Source organism: Alkalihalobacillus deserti, assembly GCF_020734105.1.
GTDB lineage: Bacteria > Bacillota > Bacilli > Bacillales > Bacillaceae_D > Halalkalibacter > Halalkalibacter deserti.
The window spans coordinates 1-21,606 of record NZ_JAJAFR010000016.1 but is presented as its reverse complement, the minus strand read 5'-3'; the positions used below and the strand labels follow the sequence as shown (position 1 = coordinate 21,606).

Sequence of the window (21,606 nt, the reverse complement as noted above, 5' to 3'; positions counted from 1 at the left end):
AAAGAGGACACATGGTAGTTTTATTTTTCATCAATGATCTCCACAGATATATGTTGAAAGCTCTCTACATTGAATAAACCGGAATCTGTTAGTTTTAATGAAGGGATAACAGGAAGTGCTAAGAAAGACAAGGTTAAAAACGGATTCCATTTTTCTTGAAAACCAATATCTTTTAATGCATCCTCAATTTTTTCCAATGCTACATTCACTTGTTCATATGGTTGCAGCGACATCAATCCAGCCAGTGGTAATGGCAATTCCGCAAGAACCTCATCGCCTCTCACAACGGCAATTCCTCCTTTTGTTGCTGCCACATGTTCAATCGCGTTTTTAATGCTTTTATCATCCGTACCACAAGCAACTATGTTATGAGAGTCATGCGCAACAGTTGCCACGATGGCTCCCTCTTTTATTGGTATTCCCTTTACAATGCCTACACCAACATAACCAAGCTCACGATGCCGCTCAGCTACAACGAGCTTCAATTGATTGTTTTTAATCGACGGTGTAAATAAGCCTTCGACCAAATCGACTTCTTCAACCAGATGTTCGGTTACAATTGATCCTGGTGTTACACAAATGACATGGGCTTTTGCTGATTCCATTTTCAGCCTTAGACTTTCTGTTGTTATTGGAGCTAAATGCACACTATTTAAGAGAGCAGCCGGTGGAAGTAAGGCATCTCGGATTCCTACAGTCATTTTTCCATTTTCCGCAACTCTTTCGCCTTTAATATAGACCGCTTCAATTTTCAGTTTATCTAAATCGCGAATCAAAACAAAACTTGCTTCATATCCAGGGGCAATAGCACCTTTATCCTGTAATCCAAAGCACTCAGCTGCATTTAAAGTTGCCATCTGAATCGCTTGAAGTGGGTTTACTCCAAGTTTTATTGCTTTTCTAATACTAGCATCGATTGAGCCTTCTTTTACGAGATCGTCTAGATGCTTATCATCTGTTGAAAACACACAACGCCGTGCATTCTCTGGAGTAAGAATAGGAAGTAAAGCCTCGATATCCTTAGCAGCTGTTCCTTCACGCATTAACACAAACATACCCCTTCTCAAGCGAGCAAGAGCCTCCTCAGCTGTAACAGCCTCATGATCGTTGCGTATTCCTGCAACACGATAAGCATTCAACCCCGTCTCGTCTAGACCTGCAGCGTGCCCATCTATTAGCTTCCCACGTTCCATCGCAGCTGTAAGTTTGGACATCATTTTCTTTTCGGCAGAGAATACAGCAGGATAATCCATCACTTCAGCAAGACCATATGCTCCGTATTCATCGAATAACTTTTCAATATCATATGATGTTAGTTCTGCGCCGTTGTGTTCAAAGTCCGTCGCTGGGACACTTGAAGGAACCATGATTTTTACATCAAGTGGCAGATCTTTTGCTGCTTCAATCATGTACGTAACTGCTTCAAGACCTCCCACATTAGCTATTTCATGTGGATCGGCAAAAATGGTCGTAACTCCCCGAGGTACGACGACTTTTGCAAACTCCTCAGGCGGTACCATGGCCGATTCAATATGGACATGTCCATCGATAAATGTTGGAGCTATGTATGCCCCATTTACATCTACTTCCTCTATGCCTTCATACGCTCCCACACCGACAATGACACCGTCTGTAACCGCTACATCTGCCTCATAAGTGGTGAGCGTAAACACATCTATAATGTGCGCTCTTTTGATGACTAAATTTGCTTTTTCTCTTTTCGTTGCTGCTGCTATTCTTCTACTCAGTTGTTGTTTCATCATTTTCACCACTCCGATCTACCTTATATTTCATCTATTGTAGTACTAAATCGATCAAATTACACATGTTCGGAGAGGTTATCTTACAAAAAGTGAATTCATACTTGTTTTCTCAGTGGTTGGAGACATAAAAAAACCACAGGATAGCCTGCGGTTTACTCTTCAACACTTACTTCGTTTTCTTTTACTCGATCCAATGTCATTTTATACCCATCATTTCCGTAGTTCAAACAGCGTTTCACTCGTGAAATTGTCGCTGTGCTAGCACCGGTTTCTGTTTCAATCTTATGATACGTATAACCATTTTGTAGCATCCTTGCTACTTCTAAACGTTGTGCTAGGGATTGAATTTCATTAATTGTACAAAGATCATCAAAAAATTCATAACACTCTTCAAGATCTTTTAGCGATAATACCGCTTTAAATAACTGATCAAGTTCTTTCCCCCGAAGTTTATCTATTTGCATTTATTTCACTCCTTTCTTGAAGCATTAGCATTCACGAGATGTTTATATAGACTGGCACCTAGATCCTATTGAAAAAGAGCGGTTTTTACCTTTTTCAATCCTTCGCAACCTAATCCTTTTTAGTATGAAACCGTTTCTTCTAATCCTGGCGATGTTGGAACTACATTAATCCAAGTTTGACCAGGTTTTAACGGTATTAATTGACCATCTTGAATTGGCACAATTTGTCCATTGCGGTTTTCCCAACTTATTTCATTGGCAATTCCACTTTGGAAAAGAATTGCTTTTCCACCTGATGTTAAATCAATGGCTCGTCGACCTTGGTCATCTAATACCATATGTTCAGTCTCTACAACAAACAGATTTGAAATCTCGATCAATTCCTCTGTTTCAAAATCTACTGTTTGATTTTCTCCGTTGAACCGGTGATAAAGTCCAGACTGCTCATCAAATTTATACTGAACACGGTTAATATTATAATAATTAACCTCGATCTCCTTACCTTCTACACCGACGATGTTCATGTCCTCGTGCTCAAAAAAAGATAAAGGGGTTGTCTCGCCTTCTAAAGAATAGCCTAATGAACTCATTCCCTCAAGAATATGATCTGATGTAATATATGAATTGTGTGGAGCCTTGCGTTCTGAAGAGCGTTTAAAATAGGTTCCATCGTAAAATAGGCCATTTAAAGCATTGATCTCTCCTCTTTCAATTTTCTGTCTTGCTTCAGGACTCCATCCGTGATGAACTATTACCCCATTGTACCCATTTATCAAATCAATATGATAAGGTCTCGCACTTCTAACAGGACCAACCCGTTCAGGCAAACGACTCTGGAATAGAGCCACTAGCCGTGTAATTTCAAATTCAGATAAGATTTCATAAATAATGTCAGCATCGCTAATTCCAGATTGTGGGCGAGCTGCCGGGTGATTATTAATCGTTACCCCAATAACACGACGATTAGACTCCTGTTCCGATTCCATCCCTGTGAGTGGATATGTATACAAAGAAGGAGCCTCAACAAGCTCTTCTTCTTCGACAGGTTCTACCTCTTCTAGCTCAGTTACTGGTTCATTGTTATTTGCACATCCACTTATCATAAAAGCAGCTATAAGGAAAGATATCTTCCAACTTTTATTCATCACACACACGACCTTTTTTAAATTACCACACTAAAGCACAACAGTGCACTTTCTTAGTTTAACGCATAATAGCAGGAAAGAGTACCGTTTTCTTTTTCACATCATAAATCCCTCTTTGTGTCACCCTAATATATGGAAGATGCGTTGAGGAGAAGAAAAATAAACTATAAATAGGATCCTCATATTTATAACCGCGCCCCCTTAACAAAGAGACAAAAAATTTCTCATCTGCCATAACGCCTTCCATCGTTTTCGCAGATAGGATACCGAATAGCTCTAACTCAATACGACCAATAACCTCTCCACCTTCTACAAGAGTCATTCCTCCACCTTGTTCTTTTAAAGCATTGAAGGCTACAATCATATCCGATACACTTTTTCCAATCAGGATAATATCACCTGTATTTGTAAATGAACTTGCAAAACCTGAAACATGTGTTGCAAAACCTTTGATCATTGTCGCGATATGCCATTTGCCAAACTTGTCAATCATCACAAAGAAACTTTCATCATGGTCGGTACTTAATACTCGATTCGTACTTTCAATCGGAATTTGGTAAGGTTTTAAGATAACGGAATTCACCATTTCAATTCCCATTGGCATAGAAAAATACAAATCATCTTCAGTTAGATCCCAATCAATCTTAAATGGCTCAACTCCATATTCCTCCCAAGGGAAAGACGTCATACAATCACATTGTCTTCCATCACGAACAACCCATTGTCCCTTCGCAATCACCGACTGCGGAGTTGGATTTTCTATGCCATCGAGAATATTTAAATGTGCGATTCGACCTGGAGCAATCATCCCTAGCTTATGGTCAAGATTGTAATATTTTGCCACATTATAACTAGCCATTGCATACGCATCTATTGTATCTATACCGCTTTCTAAAGCGATTTTTATTAGATTGTCCATGACCCCCTCCTCATAAAATGAAGGAGGAGATCCGTCTGTTGTCATCAAACAACGTTCAAAATAGTCAACCCCTAATTCCTGCATCTCCTTAAAAAGCCTCGGTAAATCAGGGCGTATTGAAGAGTGTCTTAACGAAGTAGTATAGCCATTATCCAACCTTCTAATGACTTCTTCACCTGTCATAGCCTCATGGTCACACGTCACTCCTAGAAGAGCCATTTGTGCAAGAGTACGCTCGGAGGCACCAGGAAGATGTCCTTCGATTGGTTTACGAAGTCTAGTTGTTTCCTGCATCCAATGAAGGGTTGAATCATCACCATTTAAGACTTTTGGCCAAGACGTTAATTCCCCCCCTTGAACAACAAGGGGATGTTCTAACCATTCCTTCATTTTTGAATTCGATAGTGGTTCCTCATCCCTTAACTCGGTTTGCGCATCATAACGAGACCACCAATACATTGACGTAGGCAGCTCATCAAGTGCCTCAATCAAAGAAAGCGCTTTCTTTTTTTCAAGATGCAAAAAAAACATAAGGTTGTCATTAATAAGTGTAGTTGTTCCCCTAGTTGCTGCATACTTCCCAAAGCTATGGGGATTATAAAGTTGAAACGGGTGAGCGTGGTGCTCAATATAACCTGGTACAACTCGTTTATTTTCACAATCTACAATTTCTGTATCCGTTAAAACGGTTGGCATATCCTGACCGACGTACACAATGCGGTCTTCGGAAATCCATATGTTTGCGGTAAGCCATTTACGCCGTGCAAAATTTAAATAATTAGCATTCCGGAGGACAAGTGAAGGAGCTTTCTCTCCTTTTACTACAGCCAATTGCTGTCGTAAACGTTGTTTTGTCCAGCGGTAAAGTCTCTCAGTCATCCTGTCATCACCCATTTCGTCAATTCCTATTTTTCTAATCGTAACACAAAATTGTTAAAACATTCACTAACAATGTTAAATTTTTTAACATCTTTTATTGTAATATTTGACAAACATGTGAAAGGTGGGTCAATTATGAAACCAAATATCGGTCGAGTTGATGCGTTATGTCGTATTTCCCTAGGTTTCACCGTATTAGCCTGTTCTACCGCAAAGCTTGTTCGAAAACCAAACGAGGGAACGTTGCTTTTTGCTGCAATGTGTGGAGGGATGAAAGTGGCAGAAGGCATTACAAGGTTCTGTCCTCTTACTTACTTGGCAGAAAACAACATGTCCACAATGCAAGAACAAAGTCAAGACGAGAATCACCGACATTAAAAGATGCAGTCAATAAATAAGCCGTATAAAATTCTACGTGAACTTATACGGCTTCTGATTTTTTTAGAGGTTGTTCAATTTGAACAACCTCTCCCCCTTTTAACAATCTAAGGAGATGATAACATGTTTAATGTTCAAGAATTCGCTACTGATAGCCTTTTTATCTATATTATGGTCATTGGTAGCATTATTGCTTTAATTTATATGTTCATGAAGAAGAAACGCGCGAAATAGCTTTATGAGCTATATCTGTCCGGTAATATAATCCGTCCTTGCTCACTTTATCGAGCTCGCTATAAACACGCTGTTGAGCTGCATGTAGTGAGCTTTTTTTTGTTGCCAGTAACAAGACACGACCACCATTTGTTGTCCATTGGTCATTGACCTTTTGTGTCCCAGCATGGAACACAAGAATATCGTCTCCCACTAGGTCAAGACCTTTAATGATCGTTCCTTTATCATAGGAACCCGGGTAGCCTTCACTTGCAACGACAATACCTACAACCTCATCATCTGACCACTCTAATTCCGGTGTTTTTCCATCTAATAATGTTGTGTAAACCTCGACAAGATCAGATTTCAATCTTGGAAGGACAACCTGTGTTTCCGGATCTCCAAAACGAGTATTGAACTCAATGACTTTCGGCCCTGCTGATGTCATCATTAATCCTGCATATAGAATACCCGTAAATGGAGTTCCTTCTTTAATTAATGCGTTGGCAGTTGGTTGCAACACTTTTTCAACTGCTTCGGCAACATCTTCTTTTGAAAATTGAGGTACTGGTGAATAGGCGCCCATTCCACCTGTATTTGGACCTTTATCTCCGTCTAAAGCTCGTTTATGATCTTGTGCTCCGACCATAGGGAGAACTGTTTCGTTATGCACAAAAGCCATTAACGACAACTCTTCACCTTCAAGATATTCCTCGATCACCACTTGTTCGCTAGCTTTTCCGAAAGCTTGGTCTTTTAACATCGCAGAGAGGGCGTTAATAGCTTCCTCTTCCGTCATTGCGACAACAACACCTTTTCCGGCTGCTAAACCATCTGCTTTGATGACAATAGGAGCACCTTGTTCTTTCACGTAAGCCACAGCTTTTTCATAATCAGAGAATGTTTCATAACTTCCTGTTGGGATATCGTACTTTTTCATAATTGATTTGGCAAACGATTTACTTCCTTCAAGCATTGCTGCACCTTTTCTTGGGCCGAAAATGCGCAATCCTGCTTCTTGAAAGCGATCGACTACTCCACCAAGTAAAGGAACCTCTGGACCGACAATCGTTAAACCTATCTCTTGCTCCTTCGCAAACGCAACGAGCTCATCAAAATTATTTTCATCAATTTTAACCAGAGTTGCTACATCAACCATTCCATCATTTCCCGGCGCTACAAACACTTCAGTTACTTGATTGCTTTGAGCGACTTTCCATGCAATTGCATGTTCACGACCACCGCTACCAATAATAAGAACTTTCATGGGATCCCCTCCTATGTTGAATTAATGTTTAAAGTGTCTGACCCCCGTCATAACCATTGCGATTCCATATTTATTAGCCATTTCAATAGACTCCTCGTCACGGATGGATCCACCTGGTTGAATAATGGCTGTCACACCTGCTTTACCAGCTAGTTCAACAGTATCTCCCATTGGGAAAAAAGCATCTGAACCCATTACCGCTCCTTCAATTCGCTCATTTGCTTGAGCAATTGCAATCTCTGCAGCTCCTACACGGTTCATTTGACCTGCACCGACTCCAACGGTCATTTGACCGTTAGCTAACACAATCGCATTTGACTTTACGTGCTTAACTACTTTCCAAGCTACTCTAAGAGCTTCCCACTCTGCTTCTGTTGGTTCGCGCTTTGTTGGGATAGAAACCGTTGCATCATCAAGTCCATAATGATCTTCATCTTGAACAAGCAATCCACCATGAATCGATGTAAGCATCGCTTCAGGTCGTTCTTGTTTATTCATAGGAACTGTTAAGAGACGTAAATTCTTTTTAGTTGTTAACACATTTAACGCTTCTTGTGTAAAAGAAGGAGCAATGATAATTTCTAAGAAAATATCTTTCATCTTCACAGCCGTTGCTTCGTCAATTTCACGGTTGGCAGCAACAATTCCTCCAAAAATAGAAACTGAGTCCGCCTCATATGCGCGTCCATAAGCTTCTTCAATGGTTGTACCTGTTCCAACACCACATGGATTCATATGCTTAACGGCTACAACTGCTGGTTCAGCAAATTCTTTAACGATAGCAAGAGCGGCATCAGCATCATGAATGTTGTTGTAAGAAAGCTCTTTTCCATGTAATTGAATCGCACTTGCAATCGAACTTTCATCAGCTAACGGTTTCTGATAGAACGTTGCTTTTTGATGAGGATTTTCTCCATAACGCAACCCTTGCTTGCGTTCATACGTAACCGTAAATGTTTCAGGTTCTGTTTCACCAACAGCCTCAGTAAGATATTCTGCAATTAACGCATCATAAGCCGCAGTATGTCTGAACACTTTGGCTGCTAGACGGCGTTTTGTCTCAAGCGAAACAGCCTGGCCATTTGTAAGCTCATCGAGAACCGTTTGATAGTCAGTTGGATCAACGACAACCGTTACGTGCTGGTGATTTTTAGCCGCTGCACGAAGCATACTTGGACCACCAATATCAATGTTTTCAATCGCATCTTCATACGTACAATCTTGTTTAGCAATCGTCTCTTTGAAAGGATATAAATTAACAACGACAAGATCAATCGGGGAAATGTTGTGTTCAGCAAGTTGTTGCCTGTGTTCTTCACGTTCTCTCATAGCAAGTAAGCCACTATGTATATTAGGGTGTAAAGTTTTCACTCGTCCATCCAAAATTTCTGGAAAACCTGTTACTTCAGATATTCCAATTACAGGCACGTCCGCTGCTTGCAATGCGTTCTTCGTTCCGCCTGTTGATACAACTTCAAATCCTTGATTTACTAGTTCTTTCACAAACTCAACAATCCCTGTTTTATCTGAAACGCTGACCAAAGCTCTCTTTTTGCTCATTACTAACTCAACCTTTCCATCTGATCTATAATCGTTTGTAATGTTTCTGGGTACAATCGATGCTCGACGACCTGCACTTTTTCTTGCAAAGAATCGACTGTATCATGTCGTTCAATTCTGACCGGTTCTTGCGCTATAATCGATCCTGTGTCCATTCCTTCATCAACATAATGAACCGTGACTCCCGTTACTTTCACTTTTGCTTGAAAGGCTTGTCCAATTGCATCAAGTCCTGGAAAAGAAGGAAGCAAGGAAGGATGTATGTTAACGATCCTTCCTTCATAGGCACTTAGCAAGGTTGTTCCAATTAATCGCATATAACCTGCTAGTACGACAAATGATACCTCTCTCTTATGAAGTTCATTTACAATCTCTTGTTCATATGCTGCCTTTGTTTCATAAGACTTAGGATCAAACGCAACAACGGGAACGTTATAATTAGTAGCTCGTTCAATTACCTTAGCTTTTGGCTTATCCGTGACTATAAGAGCAACTTCAGCATCAAGGCGTTGAGTTTGTGTTGCTTTAATAATTGCTTCTGCATTCGTTCCAGCCCCTGATGCAAAAATAGCGATCCTCATTACTCAATGCCTCCGATTGTAACTCCTGATCCTTCTTCTACTCGACCGATAACATGAGCAGATTCTCCGTGTTCTTTTAATAGACCAAGTACATCTTGACTTTCTTCTTCAGGCACAACCATAACCATCCCAATTCCCATATTAAAAGTAGAGAAAAGCTCTTTATCTGTTAACTCTCCATATTTTTTTAATAAGTTAAAAACAGGAGGAACAGGCCAAGATCCGTTAGTTACGTTAACGCGAACACCTTCTGGTAACATACGAGGAATATTCTCATAGAAACCGCCACCTGTTATATGTGCCATTCCATGCACTGTATGTTCCTTCAAACAAGCAAGTAATGGTTTCACATAAATTTTAGTAGGAGTTAGCAGTTCCTCACCAAGTGTTTGCCCTAACTCTTCAACATGATCCGTTAAAGAAAAAGAATGATCATGAAGTAAGATTTTCCGCACTAGTGAAAAGCCATTACTGTGTAGTCCACTTGACGCTAGACCAATGACAACATCACCTGCTTTAATTGATTCACCGTTTACCATCTTTTGTTTTTCCACAGCTCCAACAGAAAAACCCGCTAAGTCATATTCATCTTCACTATACATACCAGGCATTTCAGCCGTTTCTCCTCCAACTAACGCACAGCCAGCCTGCACGCAACCATCTGCCACACCTTTTACAATCGCTTCCAACCGTTCTGGAACCGCTTTTCCACAGGCAATGTAGTCAAGAAAATATAAGGGTTCTGCTCCTTGAACAACAATATCATTCACACACATCGCAACCGCATCAATTCCGATCGTATCATGGCGATCTAACATAAAGGCAAGCATCAGCTTTGTCCCTACTCCGTCCGTCCCTGAAACAAGTACAGGCTCTTTCAGATTTAATGTAGATAGGTCAAACATTCCCCCAAAGCCACCAAGTGACCCCATCACACCAGAACGCTTTGTTCTATTTACATGACTCTTCATTCGCTCTACTGCCTCGTACCCCGCTTCAAGACTGACTCCTGCTTTTTTATAAGCTTCTGACATTCTTCTTGCTCCCTTCTCCTCTAAACCTTTGCGTATGGATGTAACGTGTCTGGGTAAATTTCAGTCGGATATTCACCTGTAAAGCATGCAAGGCATTGACCGCAATTAGACGTTGTATCAGAACGGCCTATCCCTTTTTTCAAGCCCTCTGTTGATAAAAATTCAAGAGAATCGGCTCCCATCATTTCTCGCATTTCCTCTAAAGAATGATTAGCAGCAATTAATTCACCTGAATTAGACGTGTCGATTCCGTAAAAACAAGGGTTCTTAATTGGAGGTGAACTAATTCGAACATGTACCTCTTTTGCCCCTGCATCACGCAACATATTCACAATTCTTCTACTTGTTGTACCACGAACAATCGAATCATCAATCATGACAACACGCTTTCCTTCGACAACACCACGTACAGCTGAGAGCTTCATCTTAACCCCTTGCTCCCGTAACTCCTGTGACGGTTGAATAAACGTACGCCCAACATAACGATTTTTAATCATGCCTAGCTCATAAGGAATACCGGTTTGCTCCGCATACCCAATCGCGGCTGAAATAGAAGAATCGGGAACACCCGTTACAACATCGGCTTCTACTGGAGCCTCGATAGCTAACTGTTTTCCTAAACTCTTTCTTGCTGTATGAACATTAATCTCATCTACATTGCTGTCTGGACGAGCAAAGTACACATATTCCATGCTACAGATAGCTCTTGTCGCAGAACCCGAGAATCTCGTTGAACGTAATCCTTCATCATCGATAATGATGAGCTCTCCTGGCTCAACTTCACGCTCATACGTAGCTCCAATTAAATCAAATGCACAAGTTTCTGATGCAACAACATAAGCATCACCAAGACGACCAATTGAAAGTGGACGAAGACCATTAGGGTCTAATGCAACCATCAGCTGCTTTTCGTTTAAAACAGCTAATGCATAAGCACCCTTAAGCATCTCAAGAGAATTGCGCAGTTGGTCTTCAAGCTTGTTAAAGCCACTACGTTTAATTAAATGAGCGACTACTTCTGTATCTGATGTTGATTGAAAAATACTTCCTTGGCCTTCAAGTTGATGCTTCATGCTGTTTGCATTAACAAGATTACCATTATGAGCAATCGCTAAGCTTCCCGTTTGCGAGCGGAAAAGCAGGGGCTGCACATTGGCAAATCCCCCTCCACCGGCTGTTGCATAGCGGACATGTCCTATCGCACCATGTCCACTTAACGCCGAAAAATCATTTGGGCTAAAAACGTCATTAACAAGCCCTAACCCTTTATGAACCTTTAACTGTTCTCCGTCTGTTACAACAATCCCAGCTCCTTCTTGCCCGCGGTGCTGTAAACTGTGAAGACCGTAATACGTTAAGTGCGCTGCATCTTTATGTCCCCAGATAGCAAACACACCACATTCTTCATTTAGGCCTTTGATTTCAGCAAACATGGAATGGCTCCTTTCCAAGCCGTTACAATTTCATCCTGTGATGCTTCAAGGATGATACGTTGTTCATCATTTTTAATTTGAAGAGTTTTCGTATTTGTTACTTCCCCGACTCGTTTAGCTGAAACAAGTTGTTCAAACTTCTCTGCTTTTTCACTTGGTACTGTGACAACAAATCGAGTTTGTGACTCAGCAAATAGGGCAGCTGTCGTTTCTCCAGCTAACGTTACGCTTGCACCAACTTTACCTGAAGTCATAGATTCAGCCAGTGCAATCCCTACTCCACCTTCTGCAACATCGTGGGCAGAGGCTACAACACCTGAACGAATAGCTGTCAGAAGTTGTTTTTGAAGTCTTTTTTCTAATTCTAAATCTAGTGATGGCGCTTTACCTGAAATATCGCCTTCTACTAGCTTTTGCAATTCACTTCCACCAAACTCAGGTCTCGTCTCACCAATTAAATAAATAACGTCTCCAGCTGTTTTAAACGATTGAGTCGTAATATGATCAATATCCTCAATTAAACCAACCATTCCGATAACAGGTGTTGGGTAAATCGCTACACCAGCCGTTTCATTATAAAGAGACACGTTACCACCAATAACTGGAGTTTCTAACACTCGGCAAGCTTCGCTCATACCATCTGTTGATTTTTCTAATTGCCAGAAAATTTCTGGTTTGTCAGGACTTCCGTAATTCAAGCCATCCGTTAAACCAAGTGGAACACCACCAGAACAAATAACATTTCGTGCGGCTTCTGCAACAGCAATTTGACCGCCTACCTCTGGATCAAGGTATAAGTAGCGAGAATTACAGTCTGTTGTCATCGCTAAGGCTTTTCTCGTGCCACGAATACGAACAACAGCAGCATCTGAACCCGGCTCAACAACCGTATTCGTTTGAACCATATAATCATATTGATCATAAACCCATTCCTTGCTTGCAATCGTCGGTTGAGCTAACAATTTTAGAAGGGTTTCTTTATAATCTTCAACTACTGGTGTTTTTTCTTCTTGTTGTTGGAACTTCTCATAATAAGCAGGAACGCTTGATGGCTTATGATAAACCGGCGCTTCTTCAGCTAACGCATCAACAGGTAAATCAGCAACCACTTCACCTTTATGAAGCAGACGAAGACGCTTGTCATCTGTTACATGACCAACTTCTGCTGATAATAATCCCCAACGATCAAAGATTTCTTTGATTTCTTGCTCACGGCCTTTTTTAACAACGATCAGCATACGTTCTTGAGATTCTGATAACATCATCTCATAAGGTGTCATTCCTTTTTCACGTTGTGGAACTAGGTCTAAGTTCATTACCATTCCTGATCCAGCTTTACTTGCCATTTCTGCAGATGAAGAAGTTAAACCTGCAGCACCCATGTCTTGAATCCCGACAAGTGCATCATTTTGGATTAACTCTAAACAGGCTTCAAGTAATAGCTTCTCCATAAATGGATCTCCTACTTGAACAGCGGGACGCTTTTCATCAGAATCTTCTCCAAGCTCTTCTGAAGCAAAAGTTGCACCATGAATTCCGTCACGACCCGTGCTCGCACCAACGTACATGACTGTATTGCCGACCCCTTTAGCTTGTCCCTTTTGGATATCTTTGTGATCAATTAAACCAACACACATAGCGTTTACAAGCGGGTTTCCTTCATAGCAAGGATCAAATTGAATCTCTCCTCCTACTGTTGGAACACCCATGCAGTTACCATAACCAGCAATACCTGCTACGACTTCCTCAAATAAATAACGAACACGTGGAGACGTTAACTCTCCAAAACGTAATGAGTTTAGTAATGAAATTGGACGAGCTCCCATTGAAAACACATCTCGAAGAATTCCACCAACTCCGGTTGCAGCTCCTTGATAAGGTTCAATCGCTGAAGGATGATTATGGCTTTCGATTTTGAACACGACTGCTTGCTCATCACCGATATCAATGATACCTGCTCCTTCACCCGGACCTTGTAAAACACGTTCTCCTTCAGTAGGAAACTTCTTTAATAGAACTTTTGAATTTTTATAGCTACAATGCTCAGACCACATAACAGAGAAAAGACCTGTTTCTGTGTAGTTCGGAGTTCGACCAAGAATATCTTCTACCATTGCAAACTCGTCATCTGTTAAGCCCATTTCGCGGTAAAGCTTTTCCTCTTTCACTCGCTCAGCCGTTGGTTCAAGAAGTAGTGACATGAGATTCCCTCCAATTTCTTACGATCGATTGAAATAAACGTAACCCATCCGCGCTGCCGAGTAGTGACTCTACTGCACGCTCGGGATGCGGCATCATTCCTAAAACATTTCCACGCTCATTTGTAATTCCAGCGATATCCGCTTTTGAGCCGTTAATAGCTTGTGAATAACGGAAAACAACTTGGTTATTGGCTTCAAGTTTTGCTAATGTTTCTTCATCACACTCATAGTTTCCTTCACCATGAGCAACAGGAACTATGATCACTTCACCTTGCTCATAGGCTGATGTGAACATCGTTTTATTGTTGTCTACTTTCAACTCAGCTGGTCGACAAATAAATTTCAAGCCATCATTACGTTTCATTGCGCCAGGAAGCAATCCTAATTCAAGTAACATTTGAAATCCGTTACAAACTCCAAGAACCGGTTTCCCTTCTTCAGCAAACTGTTTCACTGCTTCCATAATCGGTGAAAAACATGCAATTGCACCAGAGCGTAAGTAATCTCCGTAAGAGAAGCCGCCTGGTAAAAGAACACCATCAAAGCCTTCTAATGACGTTTCATCATGACGAACATACGCCACTTCTTCACCTAGTGCATCTTGGATCGCAAAGAACATGTCTGAATCGCAGTTTGAACCTGGAAAAACAATTACTGCAAATTTCATGACGAGACAACCTCCTCGATTTCATAACGATAATCCTCAATCACCGTATTAGCTAACAGCTTTGAACACATTTCATCAATTCGCTTTTCAACGTCATCTGTATTTGTCAATGTTAATTCCATGTATTTACCGATACGAACTTCCTCTACTTCAGAATAGTTCATTGTATGAAGAGCACGTTTTACCTGTCCTCCTTGTGGATCTAAAACACTTTCTCTTAACGTAATGTAAACTTTTACTTTTAACATGATGCGCCTCCTAAGCGTGATAATATTTCTTGATACCCTTCTTGCAAACTTCCTATATTTCTTCTGAATAAATCTTTATCAAAACGTTGATTTGTATCTTTATCCCAAAGACGACAAGTATCAGGAGAGATTTCATCAGCTAGAAGAATGTCCCCTGCAGTCGTACGACCAAACTCCAATTTAAAATCAATCAAACGTATGTTTAAGTTATCAAATAAATTAATCAAATGTTTATTTACTTCTTTTGCTTTCTCTCTAAGTACTGCTAAATCAGCATCAGATGCTACTTCTAGAATAGCGATATGATCTTCTGTTACGAGCGGATCACCAAGTGCATCGTCCTTGTAATAGAACTCGACGATCGGCTCGGAAAGGGCAGTACCTTCTTCGATTCCAAGTCGTTTAGCCATGCTACCTGCAACTACATTACGAACGACAACTTCTAAAGGAATGATATCTACTTTTAAGACCAACTGTTCTGTTTCGGATAACTTTTTTAAAAAGTGACTTTCCACACCTTTTTCTTTCAAATGCGCGAAAATTAATGATGTGATCTCATTATTTAATCGAGCCTTTCCAGCAAGAGTTTCTTTCTTCTCTCCATTAAAAGCTGTAGCGTCATCTTTATAACTGATCCAAAGCTCATTCTCATTACTTGTTTCAAAAATTTGCTTTGCCTTTCCTTCATAAAGCAAGATACCTTTTTCCATGGTTCACCCTCCGAAAAACAGAATATAAACATTTTTATAAATGAAGGGGGACTAGCCCTCCACACCTTCTACTCTTGTAATCCTACTCTTGTAAAAATCGTATCTACGTGCTTCATATGGTGTTCATAATTAAAACACTCTTCAATCTCACCCGGAGTTAATAGCCCCGTGATTTTCTCTTCAGCCTCTACTAGCTCACGGAATTGAACGCCTTTTTCCCAAGCTTCCATTGCTTTCGGTTGAACAAGATCATACGCTTCCTCGCGTGCCATCCCCTTATCAATGAGTGATAAAAGTACACGTTGCGAGTAAATTAAACCATAAGTACGAGTCATGTTTCTCTTCATGTTTTCAGGGAAGACCGTTAAGTTTTTCACGATGTTTCCAAAGCGGTTAAGCATATAGTTAAGGGCAATTGTTGCGTCTGGAAGGATAATACGCTCTGCTGAAGAATGAGAAATGTCTCGTTCATGCCATAATGGCACGTTCTCATAAGCTGCTAACATATGTCCACGAATCACACGAGCAAGTCCCGTCATATTCTCTGACCCAATTGGGTTACGTTTATGTGGCATAGCTGAAGAACCCTTTTGACCTTTACCAAAAGCTTCTTCCACTTCTCTTGTTTCACTCTTTTGAAGACTACGAACCTCTACCGCAAACTTCTCAATCGATGTTGCCACAAGCGCAATCGCTGCTAAATACTCAGCATGACGATCACGTTGTAATGTCTGTGTTGAAATCGGTGCAGCTTGAAGACCTAGATTTTCACAAACAAAAGCTTCGATGGAAGGATCGATGTTTGCAAATGTTCCAACCGCTCCAGAAAGCTTCCCAACTCTTACTCCTTCAGCAGCATGCTTGAAACGTTCCAAGTTACGTTTCATTTCTTCATACCATAATGCTAATTTCAAACCAAACGTTGTAGGCTCTGCATGGACGCCGTGAGTCCGTCCCATCATAACCGTATACTTATGCTCTTGAGCCTTGGTTTTCAAGATTTCAATAAAGCGCTCAATATCAGCCAATAAAATTTCATTGGCTTGCTTTAATAGATAAGATAAAGCTGTATCAACGACATCAGTTGACGTTAACCCGTAATGAACCCATTTTCGTTCTTCTCCTAATGTTTCGGAAACAGCACGTGTAAAAGCGACAACATCGTGACGAGTTTCAAGTTCGATTTCATTGATGCGGTTAATATCAAAACCAGCATTTTCACGAATTTTAGCGACATCCTCTTTCGGAATGTCTCCAAGTTCTGCCCAAGCCTCACATGCTACAATTTCTACTTCAAGCCATGCTTGAAATTTATTTTCCTCTGTCCATATTGCTCCCATTTCTGGTCGAGTATAACGTTCAATCATCTATGACCAACCTCCACTTTATCTATTAGTTTAAACCGTTCTATTTGTCTAATTCGTCTAACTTTGTACAAGCTTCTTCTACTGAATCAGCGGTTACAGTTAAATGACCCATTTTTCTTTTTTCTTTGGCTTCTTTTTTTCCATAAAGATGTAGTTTAATATCTGCTAACTTCGCGACATTATCCATAATAGGGGCTAGTTGCTCACCTAAAATGTTCTCCATGACAACCGGTGAACGAAGAGTCGTCGGCCCAAGAGGCAAACCACAAACAGCTCTTATATGCTGCTCAAACTGTGAAGTCTCACATCCCTCAATGGTATAATGCCCCGAGTTATGAGGACGGGGCGCTAGCTCATTGACATATAATCTGCCATCCTCGAGCATGAAAAGTTCAACAGCAAGTGTACCTATGACATCTAGACCCGTTACAATCTCCAAAGCCATTTCCTTTGCTTGTTCAGAAACCTCATTACTTACCCGTGCAGGTACATGTGAGCGATATAAAATATTATCTCGATGTTCATTTTCTACCACTGGAAAAACAGCTGTCTCCCCGTTTCTAGAACGTGTTACAATAACTGATAATTCTAACGCAAAAGGAATCCATGCTTCTAGGACACATTCTCCATTTTTAAGTAGTTCTTTTGCTCCTTGTTTTAATTGCTCTAAGTTCCGAACTACTCTTTGACCCTTGCCATCATAGCCACCACGACAAGTTTTCAAAACAGCTGGATACCCTAATCTATCACCGGCTTCTTCAGCATCCTCTATCGTACGGATTGGTTGAAATGGAGCAAGTGAGATCCCTAATGATTGGATCGCTTCTTTCTCTGCTAAACGATGCTGTGTGATCCCTAGAACCTTTGCTCCTTGAGGAAAATCTGACTTTTTCGTTAACCAATTTGCTGTTTGTTCATCTATATTTTCAAATTCATACGTAATCACATCTGATACTTCAGCTAATTTCTCTGCTCCAATTGGATCATCATAAGCAGCTTTTATTACAATATCTGAAACTTGTCCACATGGAGAATCTTCCGTAGGCTCAAGGACCGCGATACGGTAACCCATTTGTTTGGCTGCGATCGCCATCATACGTCCTAATTGTCCTCCACCAATGATACCAATTGTTTGACCTGGCTTAATGACTCTAGTCATAGGGTATCACTGCTTTCTATCACTGCTTGTCTCGTTTTTTCTCTTCTCGCTTCAAGACGCTTTGCGACTTGTGATTGAGTTGCTCCTAAAATTTGAGCTGCTAGTAATCCTGCATTTGTTGCTCCTGCTTTCCCGATAGCAACAGTTGCAACAGGAACTCCGCCAGGCATTTGAACTATCGATAATAGCGAGTCCAAACCTTGGAGCGCCTTTGATTGTACGGGTACACCAATTACTGGTAAAGTCGTCTTTGCGGCAACCATCCCAGGTAAATGTGCTGCACCACCAGCCCCCGCTATAATCACTTTTATTCCACGGTCTCTTGCTTGCTCTGCATATTCAAACATTAAATCAGGAGTTCTATGTGCTGAGATGACTTTTTTTTCAAATCCAATCTCTAACTCTTCAAGCACATCACAAGCTGCCTTCATCGTTTCCCAATCAGAGGTACTTCCCATTATTACGCCAACTTCAGGATTCATTATTGAATTCCTCCATTAATTTTTGTCGATTTTTGCTCTATTACATTAAAAAAGCGCAGAATCACTTTCTTCATCTGCTCATTTTTTTGAGAGAAAGGAAGCCACTTCTGCGCTTTCATGGTTTTAGAGAAAACACTTGGATCAATCTAAGCAACCACTTTCCCTCATAGTCCGATTTTTTTACGGTAATCGGGTAGAAACTAATGGACCATATTCCCAAGATTATATGAGGTCTTATTCGTTTTTTGAGCATTCTTATGTGTATATCTTACAATCATCATCCGTTACTGTCAACAAAAAGTCGAACGATTAAAAAAGACAGACTTTTATTGTTCGCTTTCTACCAAAAGACCTTCGAAGATGATTTGTTGTTTAACAGGTACATACTCCTTATTGGAATTCACCGTTCTCTCTTCAAAAATCGGTTTTTCCATTCTTCTAATAGGTTGATATCCTTCTGCTTTCATTCTTTCTAAACATTCTTCAATCGTTTCTGTTTCTTTTACTTCAAATCGTTCTTTTCTTTTTTGCGCCAAATTATGTACCTCCGTTATTTAACATATTTCGACTATATATTTACGTAAGAGTAACATGATCTGTTCATTTAAGGAAGAGGGTAGACTCATCTTGCCTCCTCTCATTTATTTTTCATATGTAGGAAAAAACCTTCGCCGTTTTTCAAAAGTTTTTTGATAATTTGTGGCTTCTTCAAGTGCACGCTCTTCGACTTGAATACGAGTAGAGAGGATAACCGCATTCAAAATCGTAAAAACAATCGCTGTCCAATAAGCTTGAAAGATTAGAGGTAGGCACGCTAATTCTGTTACAACAATAGCATAGTTGGGATGACGCAAATAGCGATATGGCCCTTTTGCAATCACTTTAGCTCCAGGTAAGATCATGATTCGCGTATTCCAAAAACGTCCTAAAGATGACAGTGCCCAAACTCGGCCTAGTTGAGCTAAAAGAAATACAACTAATGGTAAAACAGACCATAACATAAACGTATGATTTGTAACTGTTACTTCTATTAGAAGAGAAATGAAAAATAAAAAGTGAAGGGCAACAATGTATTTGTAATGATCTTTTCCTGCTTCATACCCACCTTGGCTTCTAATCCACTTAGCATTTCGATTCGCAATCAGTACCTCAACGATTCTTTGAACTACAACCAACAAGATGAAAAGATATACAGCAATCATTAGTGAACTCCCTTCCAAGTTAATAAAACTAATTCTGATGAAAATCCAGGACCAAGAGCAGCCATCAGTCCATATTCATTTTCTTCATGTTCTTCAAGCATAATTTGCTCTAGAACATAGAGAACGGTTGGCGAAGACATATTTCCATGCTTTCGAAGGATTTCCTTTGAGACATTTGTCATCCCTTCTTCAATATGTAATGCTTCAACATAAGCATCTAATACTTTTTTACCACCTGGGTGAGCAATAAATGATGAAAGCTGTCCAAGTGTCATTCTATTTTGGTCAAGAAAGTCTCTTACATTTGGTTCCAACCATTCCTTTATAATGATTGGGATATCCCGCGAAAATACTACATGTAATCCGCTATCCTTCACTTCCCAACCCATCACATCTTCTGAATAAGGCATAAGCGTAGATTGACTTGAAACAACGGTCGGCCTAGTTGGTTTGTCTATTTTCATACTTAATGACGATTCATCTCCAGTAACAAGTGCACAAGCAATGCCATCAGCAAATAACGAAGTTCCAACTAGATTACTTTTGGAACGATCATTCCTTTGAAAAGTCAAACTACAGAGTTCAACACAGACGACTAAAACGTTTTCTTCAGGAAACGCCCTGCAATACTCATTCGCCCTACTAATTCCAGCGGCACCACCTGCACAGCCAAGACCCCATAAGGGAATTCTTTTTGTATGTGGCGAGAAAGACATTTCATTCATAATCCGTGCATCTAAACTAGGAGTCGACATACCCGAACTTGAAACTAATACAATAGCATCAATTTCGCTTACAGCAACCTCCTCATTTAAAAACTCGTTTGTGGAAGAAAGACATTTCTTAATTGCCTTTCCACAAAAAGTTGTCGCAAGTTCAATATAAAGGTCGTTTTTTTCCTGTAACGAATGTTCGGTTTCAAACCATTTGATAGGTACAGCAAAATGCCGTTCATCAATCTGCCCGTTTTTAAAAACTTTTAACAGCCGGTCAATATCTTGAAAACTCTCACTAAATAACTCTCTCGCAAATTCAGTTGTTGTTTCTTGGTCTAATGTATATGGTGGATTAAATGTACTAACGGAGATTATAGATGGCATTCACTTTCACCTTCCCCTAACTTTAATGTAATGTTAGGTTTCTCCAATATATAGTAGTTCATGCATTTTCAAGTCAGTCTGGAACATAGAATTATGTTTGTTATTTGGTAAGCACTTTTTATTATCTGGAGCAGTAATTTCATGTCCGAATACCTTTATTTCTATCCGAACTCCAATCTAGTGAAAATCAAATTTCTCTCACGTAAGGCCTTGAACGTTATGTTTTTCAACCTACCAATGTCCTGACTCACCATTACACTTCTACGGGCAAAGTAGACACGATACCTTCATAGATGTGTTTCACTAAGAGAAACGTGTTCGCCACCCGGGAACCCGTGGTATTTCAATGAAGCTTACTCCTGATGTTCCATTGGCTCCATTCTAAGATGATACCGTCCCCTCTCGATCAAATGCTCTTAAGCTCCCTCTCTAAATTTACACATTAAAAAAAGCATTCCTCAATGGAATGCTTTTAGATTGCCTGGCAACGTCCTACTCTCACAGGGGGAAGCCCCCAACTACCATCGGCGCAAAAGAGCTTAACGACCGTGTTCGGCATGGGAACGGGTGTGACCTCTTCGCTATCGCCACCAGACTATAAGGTATTTTTAATAAAATACCATTGAAAGAATTAAGGTTCTCTCAAAACTAGATAATGCAAAATAGAAACATTTTCATATTTATTCAAAATATGACGTCAAGAAATATATTGGATAAGTCCTCGACCGATTAGTATCTGTCAGCTCCACGTGTCGCCACGCTTCCACACCAGACCTATCAACCTCATCATCTCTAAGGGGTCTTACTGGATTAATCCATGGGAAATCTCATCTT

Annotated in this window: 21 protein-coding genes, 2 rRNA genes and 1 riboswitch; of the genes, 2 read left to right on the top strand and 21 right to left on the bottom strand. The window is 40.3% G+C overall.

Translation table 11 applies throughout. The features are described 5' to 3' along the window. Positions 1-20 precede the first annotated feature (20 nt). From ade to LDX58_RS19945, 4 genes are all read right to left on the bottom strand, one after another. The gene (ade, locus tag LDX58_RS19960) at positions 21-1,763 is read right to left on the bottom strand and encodes an adenine deaminase (protein ID WP_227938745.1); all 1,743 of its coding nucleotides are present in this window, start codon (positions 1,761-1,763) and stop codon (positions 21-23) included. Positions 1,764-1,915: 152 nt separating this feature from the next. Further along, complete coding sequence (locus LDX58_RS19955) at positions 1,916-2,227, bottom strand: YerC/YecD family TrpR-related protein (RefSeq protein ID WP_227938744.1); 312 nt, start codon at positions 2,225-2,227, stop codon at positions 1,916-1,918. A 119-nt stretch (positions 2,228-2,346) separates the two neighbouring features. Further along, on the bottom strand, positions 2,347-3,372 hold the full coding sequence (locus LDX58_RS19950) for a DUF3048 domain-containing protein (RefSeq protein ID WP_227938742.1): 1,026 nt from the start codon (positions 3,370-3,372) through the stop codon (positions 2,347-2,349). Between the two features lie 58 nt (positions 3,373-3,430). Further along, a complete protein-coding gene (locus LDX58_RS19945) occupies positions 3,431-5,170 on the bottom strand; it encodes an adenine deaminase C-terminal domain-containing protein (protein ID WP_227938740.1) in 1,740 nt (579 codons plus the stop codon). A gap of 135 nt (positions 5,171-5,305) precedes the next feature. Between LDX58_RS19945 and LDX58_RS19940 the strand changes: the two genes are divergently transcribed. Continuing rightward, positions 5,306-5,548, top strand: coding sequence for a YgaP family membrane protein (locus tag LDX58_RS19940; RefSeq protein ID WP_227938739.1), 243 nt, complete (start codon positions 5,306-5,308; stop codon positions 5,546-5,548). Between the two features lie 123 nt (positions 5,549-5,671). Beyond that, positions 5,672-5,782, top strand: a complete 111-nt coding sequence (locus LDX58_RS26840) for an EYxxD motif small membrane protein (protein WP_372459257.1) — start codon at positions 5,672-5,674, stop codon at positions 5,780-5,782. On the opposite strand, the gene purD is transcribed toward LDX58_RS26840, so the two are convergent. The 17 genes from purD to LDX58_RS19855 all read right to left on the bottom strand — a co-directional run. Next, entirely contained in the window at positions 5,757-7,028 is a 1,272-nt protein-coding gene (gene purD / locus LDX58_RS19935; protein ID WP_227938737.1) for a phosphoribosylamine--glycine ligase, read from the bottom strand. The genes LDX58_RS26840 and purD overlap by 26 nt on opposite strands. A 21-nt stretch (positions 7,029-7,049) precedes the next feature. Next, the gene (gene purH, locus LDX58_RS19930) at positions 7,050-8,588 is read right to left on the bottom strand and encodes a bifunctional phosphoribosylaminoimidazolecarboxamide formyltransferase/IMP cyclohydrolase (RefSeq protein WP_227938735.1); all 1,539 of its coding nucleotides are present in this window, start codon (positions 8,586-8,588) and stop codon (positions 7,050-7,052) included. A 2-nt stretch (positions 8,589-8,590) separates the two neighbouring features. Further along, positions 8,591-9,169, bottom strand: a complete 579-nt coding sequence (gene purN / locus LDX58_RS19925; protein ID WP_227938733.1) for a phosphoribosylglycinamide formyltransferase — start codon at positions 9,167-9,169, stop codon at positions 8,591-8,593. After that, positions 9,169-10,203: a phosphoribosylformylglycinamidine cyclo-ligase gene (gene purM / locus LDX58_RS19920; RefSeq protein ID WP_227938731.1), complete on the bottom strand. Its 1,035-nt coding sequence runs from the start codon at positions 10,201-10,203 to the stop codon at positions 9,169-9,171. Before purM ends, purN begins: the two co-directional genes overlap by 1 nt. Positions 10,204-10,223: 20 nt before the next feature. Next, the gene (purF, locus tag LDX58_RS19915) at positions 10,224-11,636 is read right to left on the bottom strand and encodes an amidophosphoribosyltransferase (protein WP_227938730.1); all 1,413 of its coding nucleotides are present in this window, start codon (positions 11,634-11,636) and stop codon (positions 10,224-10,226) included. Further along, entirely contained in the window at positions 11,612-13,837 is a 2,226-nt protein-coding gene (gene purL, locus LDX58_RS19910; RefSeq protein ID WP_227938729.1) for a phosphoribosylformylglycinamidine synthase subunit PurL, read from the bottom strand. The genes purF and purL overlap by 25 nt, the downstream gene beginning before the upstream one ends. Continuing rightward, entirely contained in the window at positions 13,821-14,504 is a 684-nt protein-coding gene (gene purQ / locus LDX58_RS19905; protein WP_227938728.1) for a phosphoribosylformylglycinamidine synthase subunit PurQ, read from the bottom strand. Before purQ ends, purL begins: the two co-directional genes overlap by 17 nt. Beyond that, complete coding sequence (gene purS / locus LDX58_RS19900; RefSeq protein ID WP_227938727.1) at positions 14,501-14,752, bottom strand: phosphoribosylformylglycinamidine synthase subunit PurS; 252 nt, start codon at positions 14,750-14,752, stop codon at positions 14,501-14,503. The genes purQ and purS overlap by 4 nt, the downstream gene beginning before the upstream one ends. Then, positions 14,746-15,462 carry a phosphoribosylaminoimidazolesuccinocarboxamide synthase gene (gene purC, locus LDX58_RS19895; protein WP_227938726.1) on the bottom strand — a complete coding sequence of 239 codons (717 nt, stop codon included), beginning with the start codon at positions 15,460-15,462 and terminating at the stop codon, positions 14,746-14,748. Before purC ends, purS begins: the two co-directional genes overlap by 7 nt. A 68-nt stretch (positions 15,463-15,530) precedes the next feature. Beyond that, entirely contained in the window at positions 15,531-16,829 is a 1,299-nt protein-coding gene (gene purB, locus LDX58_RS19890; RefSeq protein WP_227938724.1) for an adenylosuccinate lyase, read from the bottom strand. A 40-nt stretch (positions 16,830-16,869) separates the two neighbouring features. Then, positions 16,870-17,988, bottom strand: coding sequence for a 5-(carboxyamino)imidazole ribonucleotide synthase (gene purK, locus LDX58_RS19885; protein ID WP_227938718.1), 1,119 nt, complete (start codon positions 17,986-17,988; stop codon positions 16,870-16,872). Next, a complete protein-coding gene (gene purE / locus LDX58_RS19880) occupies positions 17,985-18,470 on the bottom strand; it encodes a 5-(carboxyamino)imidazole ribonucleotide mutase (protein WP_227938716.1) in 486 nt (161 codons plus the stop codon). Before purE ends, purK begins: the two co-directional genes overlap by 4 nt. A gap of 147 nt (positions 18,471-18,617) precedes the next feature. Beyond that, positions 18,618-18,720, bottom strand: a riboswitch (purine riboswitch). A 76-nt stretch (positions 18,721-18,796) separates the two neighbouring features. Next, a complete protein-coding gene (locus tag LDX58_RS19875; RefSeq protein ID WP_227938714.1) occupies positions 18,797-19,006 on the bottom strand; it encodes an NETI motif-containing protein in 210 nt (69 codons plus the stop codon). A gap of 105 nt (positions 19,007-19,111) precedes the next feature. Continuing rightward, positions 19,112-19,672 (bottom strand): isoprenylcysteine carboxyl methyltransferase family protein, encoded by a 561-nt coding sequence (locus LDX58_RS19870; RefSeq protein ID WP_227938713.1) that lies wholly within the window; start codon positions 19,670-19,672, stop codon positions 19,112-19,114. Next, on the bottom strand, positions 19,672-20,772 hold the full coding sequence (locus tag LDX58_RS19865) for a type III polyketide synthase (RefSeq protein ID WP_227938711.1): 1,101 nt from the start codon (positions 20,770-20,772) through the stop codon (positions 19,672-19,674). The genes LDX58_RS19870 and LDX58_RS19865 overlap by 1 nt, the downstream gene beginning before the upstream one ends. 479 nt (positions 20,773-21,251) lie before the next feature. Next, positions 21,252-21,367: ribosomal RNA gene (gene rrf, locus LDX58_RS19860) — 5S ribosomal RNA — on the bottom strand. 114 nt (positions 21,368-21,481) lie between these two features. After that, positions 21,482-21,606 (bottom strand): 23S ribosomal RNA (locus LDX58_RS19855); the annotation flags it as partial.